The organism is Clostridium sp. D46t1_190503_E9, assembly GCF_015555225.1.
In the GTDB taxonomy this organism is placed as follows: domain Bacteria; phylum Bacillota; class Clostridia; order Clostridiales; family Clostridiaceae; genus Clostridium.
Genome location: NZ_JADNKB010000004.1, coordinates 295,904 through 301,986 on the forward strand (window position 1 = coordinate 295,904; position 6,083 = coordinate 301,986).

Annotated in this window: 7 protein-coding genes; 6 read left to right on the forward strand and 1 reads right to left on the reverse strand. The window is 27.1% G+C overall.

Features of this window, described 5'->3' with window-relative positions:
• On the reverse strand, positions 1-726 hold the full coding sequence (locus tag I2E83_RS06705) for a DUF2225 domain-containing protein (protein WP_195429183.1): 726 nt from the start codon (positions 724-726) through the stop codon (positions 1-3).
• Positions 727-1,086: 360 nt separating this feature from the next.
• Between I2E83_RS06705 and I2E83_RS06710 the strand changes: the two genes are divergently transcribed.
• The 6 genes from I2E83_RS06710 to I2E83_RS06735 form a co-directional block, all read left to right on the forward strand.
• Positions 1,087-1,878: a GTP pyrophosphokinase family protein gene (locus I2E83_RS06710; RefSeq protein WP_195263819.1), complete on the forward strand. Its 792-nt coding sequence runs from the start codon at positions 1,087-1,089 to the stop codon at positions 1,876-1,878.
• Positions 1,879-2,084: 206 nt separating this feature from the next.
• A complete protein-coding gene (locus I2E83_RS06715; RefSeq protein WP_195263820.1) occupies positions 2,085-3,020 on the forward strand; it encodes an iron chelate uptake ABC transporter family permease subunit in 936 nt (311 codons plus the stop codon).
• Positions 3,020-3,973 (forward strand): iron chelate uptake ABC transporter family permease subunit, encoded by a 954-nt coding sequence (locus I2E83_RS06720; RefSeq protein WP_195263821.1) that lies wholly within the window; start codon positions 3,020-3,022, stop codon positions 3,971-3,973. The genes I2E83_RS06715 and I2E83_RS06720 overlap by 1 nt, the downstream gene beginning before the upstream one ends.
• Complete coding sequence (locus I2E83_RS06725; RefSeq protein WP_195263822.1) at positions 3,970-4,725, forward strand: ATP-binding cassette domain-containing protein; 756 nt, start codon at positions 3,970-3,972, stop codon at positions 4,723-4,725. Before I2E83_RS06720 ends, I2E83_RS06725 begins: the two co-directional genes overlap by 4 nt.
• 58 nt (positions 4,726-4,783) lie before the next feature.
• Positions 4,784-5,737, forward strand: a complete 954-nt coding sequence (locus tag I2E83_RS06730; RefSeq protein WP_195429184.1) for an ABC transporter substrate-binding protein — start codon at positions 4,784-4,786, stop codon at positions 5,735-5,737.
• Between the two features lie 274 nt (positions 5,738-6,011).
• The coding region (locus I2E83_RS06735; RefSeq protein WP_347707743.1) for a rubredoxin-like domain-containing protein at positions 6,012-6,083 on the forward strand (72 nt) is incomplete at its 3' end.

Consider the following 6,083-nt stretch of genomic DNA (forward strand, 5'->3'; position numbering starts at 1 on the left):
TTAGTACCTCCTAATTTTATCTTTTCCATCTCGAGCCATTTCTTTTACTTTTTGGGGTGCACCTATGGATGTAATGACTTCTGAAAACCATCTTAAGGCTGATGTATCGTCCCCAACTCTTCTATGTAATTCACCTATTAGGTACATAATAGAAAACCTATCCAATCCATAAACTGGTAGCTTTTCATTTATAAATGTATCATTAAAGGCAATTAATGCTTGATTTATATAGTTTTTTTCATTAACTTCATCCATTAATAACCTATACATCCAAGCAATTTTTAAACAAAGCATAGCTTTTGTACTATTTTTACTTTCAATAACTAGTGAGTTAACTAAAGCTAATTTGTATCTTTCGATTGAAATTTTTTCAGTGAAAGGAATATCGTATTCACGATTAACCCATTTAGGAGTAATTTTTTCCTTTACTAGCTTTATTTGAAAGTCTCTAATTTTATTAAAGTCCGTTTTAAGAGCTGCGTAACCACAGCTTGGACATAGCCATACTTCATAAAGATATGGATTTTCAACTGAATATCTTATAAACAAATCAGAATCTCTAGAAGTAACTCTAGGGGCATTGACTTTTACAGTTGGTGTTTTAAAGGAATTTTCACAAACTGGACAATTAACTTCTTTGAGAAATAAGTTTTTAGTTGCTTTATCACTATTATCGTCTTTTTTTATTGAATCTTTAGTTTGTACACTCTTTAATGAGCTTATCATAAGTTACCACCTCGGCATTCTACATATATCTAATTATAACATATTATAACAAATTTGTAGCTAAAACAATTACAAATACAAAAAAATAACTTATAAATACATTTTAAAATAATAATCTACAAATTTAATAGTATTATGATGTAAAATAGTAAATAGAATTATTTGAGTACACAATAAAATTAAAATAATATATATTAATTAAGTGTGAGATATCTTTGAAATTAATGATTAGTAATAAGTTACATTTTAACTATATAGGGTAAAATCTGTATTTTATCCTATATAGTTAAATAATTTAATTACACAATTTGATATTTTTGATATAATATTTAGGGTGAAGTTTGAAAAGGGTGATAAGATATGGCGATTCAAGATTGGAAAAGTTTTTTTATGCCTTATGAACAGGCTGTAGATGAATTAAAGGTAAAGCTTAGAAGTATTAGAAAGGAATATAGAAAGAAAAATGAATATTCTCCAATAGAATTTGTTACTGGAAGAGTAAAAGAAATTTCTAGTCTTCTAGAAAAAGCTAATAAATTTGAAATTCCTTTAGATAGGCTTCAATATGAAATTGAAGATATAGCTGGCATTAGAATAATGTGCCAATTTGTAGATGATATAGATAGAGTTGTAGAAATATTAAGAGCAAGAAAAGATATGCAAATTCTTTATGAAAAGGACTATGTTAGAGGTGTAAAGGAAAGTGGATATAGAAGTTATCATATTATAATTAAATATCCAATAAATATGGCAGAAGGTCAAAAAGAAATACTGGCTGAATTTCAGATAAGGACTTTAGCTATGAATTTCTGGGCAACAATAGAGCACTCATTAAATTATAAATATAAGAAACAGCTTCCCGATAATGTAAGAGAAAAGCTAAAAAGAGCAGCAGATGCAGCATTTGAGTTGGATGAGCAAATGCTTGATATTAAAGATGAAATTAAGGATGCTCAAAAGCTATTTGAAATAAAATCAGACATAATTTCAAATATTATGCATAATATATTAACTCTTATATCGCTAGGAAAATTTGCGGAAGCAAGTAGATATGAAAGTTCATTAAATAAGCTAATAGAGGATGGAGAAATATATGAACTTAATAATTTATTGGTATCTATAAAAAGGGATGTAAATAAATATAGAGATTGAATTTAATCTTAAGAGTATGATTTTTAGTAATCATACTCTTTTTTTATCAATAAATAGATAGCTAAATCTTATATGAAGACTATCTATTTATTAATTAATGTATAAAAATATAGATAAATTCTCCAAAAGTATATTGACATTGATAATCTTTATCAACTATAATAATAATCAGTTGATATAGATTATCAAGTAACGGGAGTGAGTATATGACTAAAAAATCTTTATTGGCTATTACTATTATTCTATCAGTAATATCCATATTCGTTGGAGTATCAAATATAAATATATTTAATATGGGAACTTCCGAAATAGAGGTTCTTATGATAAGCAGATTGCCTCGTTTAATCAGTATATTAGTTGCTGGAGTGGGGATGAGTATAAGTGGTGTGATAATGCAGCAAATAAGTAATAATAAATTTATTTCACCAACTACAGCAGCAACAGTAGATTCTGCAAAGCTTGGAGTTTTATTTTCTATAATAATATTTACATCTGCTAATATATTTCAAAAGATGATTTTATCTTTCATATTTTCTTTAGTGGGAACTTTTATGTTTATGACGATACTAAAGAAAATAAAAATAAAAAATGTAATTTTTATTCCACTTGTAGGAATTATGCTAGGAAATGTAATAGGATCAATAACAGATTTCTTTGCATATAAGTACAATTTGACGCAAAGTATGGGAGCTTTTTTACAAGGCAGTTTTTCAACAGTATTAAAGGGTAACTACGAAATATTATATTTAAGCATACCGTTAGTAATTATTGCTTTTGCATATGTACATAAATTTACTTTAGCGGGTATGGGAGAAGAAATGTCAGTAAGTCTTGGATTGAATTATAAAAGAGTTACTAATATAGGAGTTATAATAGTAGCTTTAATTTCTTCTTTAGTTGTAATAACAGTAGGCAGTATTCCTTTTGTAGGATTAATAATACCTAATATAGTTTCTATATGGAAAGGGGACAACCTTAAAAATAACATGCCTATAGTGGCTTTACTAGGTGCAAGCTTTGTTTTAGCTTGTGATATTATAAGTAGATTAATTATTGCACCATATGAAGTGCCTATAGATTTAACAATTGGTGTTATTGGAGCTGTAATATTCCTTTATTTAATATTTAGGAGGAATAAATAATGAGAAATAATAAGAAAAAAATAATTATAATGCTAATAATTGCAATAACATTTCTAACATTGTTTGTAGTGTGGGGATTAAATGCAAAAAATTATAGATTTAATTTGTCTCTTAGAATTCCAAAAGTATTAGGCATATTAATAGCAGGAGCAACAATTTCGGTAGCATCGTTACTATTCCAGACAATAACAAATAATAGAATTATAACGCCAAGTATTATTGGCTTAGATGCTTTATATAATTTAGTACAAACCATAGTAGTGTTTATATTTGGATCTACATCAATATTCATGGTTAATAAAACAATTAACTTCTTAACTTCAGGTACCTTAATGGTAGTTTTGGCAATGATTTTATTTAAAGTAGTTCTTAAAAGTGGAAAAAACAATATCTTCTTTTTATTATTAGTAGGTACAGTAGTTGGAACATTATTTAGAAGCTTATCATCATTTATGCAGGTTTTAATAGATCCAAATGAATTTGATGCACTTCAAACAAAGCTATTTGCTTCATTTAGCCTAGTTAATACAAAGATAATATTTATTTCTATTGTAATATTAGTAATAATGGCAGTTATTCTATATAAAGATTTTAATAAATTAGATGTTATGTCATTAGGTAGAGAACAAGCTATAAACTTAGGTGTTGATTACGATAAATTCAGCAAAGAAATATTAATGTTTGTGGCTATACTAGTTTCGTTATCAACAGCGCTAGTTGGACCTATTACATTTTTAGGAATAATAGTTGTTAATTTAACTTATGAAATAACTAAAACTTATAAACATTCAGTTCTTCTTATAGTTGGTACACTTATAAGTATAATTGCTTTAGTTGGAGGCCAATTCTTGGTGGAAAGATTATTCAACTTTAATACAACTATAAGTATAATAATTAACTTTATTGGAGGAATTTACTTTATAAATCTATTATTAAGGGAGAGTAAGTTATGATAGAAGTAAGAAATATTAGTAAAAGTTATGGAAGTAAAAAAGTTCTAGAAGATGTTTCTTTTAACATAGAAGAGGGTAAAATAACTTCCTTTATAGGGCCTAATGGTGCTGGTAAAAGTACTGTTTTATCTATAATATCAAGACTTATGGACTCAGATTCAGGAGAAGTTATTATAGATGGCAAGGAAATAAAAAAGTGGGACTCTAAAGAGTTATCAAAAAAATTATCAATATTAAAGCAAAGTAATAATTTAAATATAAGACTAACTATTAGAGAACTTGTTTCATTTGGAAGGTTTCCATATTGTGAAGGAAAGCTAAAAGAAGATGATGAAAAATTTGTTGATGAAGCTTTAGATTATATGAAGCTTACAGATATTCAAGATAAGTACCTTGATGAGTTAAGTGGTGGACAAAGGCAAAGAGCATATATTGCAATGATAATTGCTCAAGATACTGATTACATACTTTTAGATGAGCCGCTAAATAATTTAGACATGAAGCATTCAGCTGAAATGATGAAAATGCTTAGACAAATGGTTAATGATTTAGGAAAAACTATAATAATAGTTATTCATGATATAAATTTTGCATCTTGTTATTCAGATACTATTGTAGCATTGAAGGATGGGAAATTAGTAAATCATACAATAACAGAAGAAATGATAACAGAAGATAGTCTAAGCTGTCTTTACGATATGAACTTTAATATTAGAGAAGTAAATAATCAAAAAATATGTATTTATTTCTAAAAAACATTAGTATGTAAAAATAAAATTTATATAAAAGAAAAAAATGGAGGTAAATTTAATGAAAAAGAGACTTGCAGTCATATTAAGTATGGTTATGTTATTAATGGTAGGAGTAGTAGGTTGTACTTCAGGTGATAAAAAAGCTGAAGAATCAGCACAAGAAGAAAATAAAACAGTTGTTGTTACAGACCAAAAAGGTGAAGTAGAGGTTCCTGTTAATCCTGAAAATGTAGTAGTTTTAGATTACGGTTCATTAGATATAATGGCTAAGTTAGGGGTTGAGCCGGTAGCATTACCAAAAAGTTCTCTTCCAACATACTTAGATAAATATAAAGATGATAAATATGTTGATTTAGGTTCATTAAAAGAATTTGATTTAGAAAAGATTAATGCAGCTGAACCAGATTTAATTATAATAGAAGGAAGACAAGAGTCTTATTATGAAGATTTAAAGAAAATTGCTCCAGTATTATATTTAGGTACAGTTAATAGTGATATATTTGCTTCAGCAGAAAATAATGCTAAAGTATTAGGGAAAGTATTTAATAAAGAAGAAGGCGTTACTGCTGAATTAGAAAGTATAAATAAGAGATTAGAAGCAGTAAGTGGAAAAGTTAAAGAAAATAATTCAACAGCTTTAATGACAATGTTTAATGAAGGTTCATTATCAGTTTATGGTGCAGGATCAAGATATGATATGGTTTATAGCAAGTTCGGATTTACTCCAGCAGATACAAAAATAGAAGTTTCAAATCACGGACAAAATATTTCATTTGAATACTTAAAAGAAAAGAATCCAGATTACTTATTTGTTTTAGATAGAGGAGCTGTAACTGGAACTCAAGCATCAGTTAAAGAAGCAGTAGAAAATGAGTTGATAAAGACAACTAAAGCTTATGAAGAAGGACATATAGTATATGTAAATCCACAAGCTTGGTATGTTGGTGGAAGTGGAATAATGGCTATAGATGCTATAATTTCAGATATGGAAACAGCAGTAGGAATAAAGTAATAGAATATATAATTGTAAAAAAAGGAAATTTGACCTGTGTTAAATTTCCTTTTTATTTATAAAAAGAAGTTTTTAGTATCAAATTATTAATTAAAAATAAGCATTTATAAAAAAAAGAAAAGCTTGTACATTTTATTTTGAAATTTTCATAAAAGTGGATTTTGATATTTACAATGGATAATTATTATTATATAATAATAACATCAAAAGGATTTGATAAGAGTTATAGAAAATAAATTATTAAATTATATATAAATTAGGAGGAGTTCAAATTATGAAGAAATTTGTTTGTACAGTATGTGGATACGTTCATGAAGGAGATGCAGCACCAGAAGTATGTCCAGTA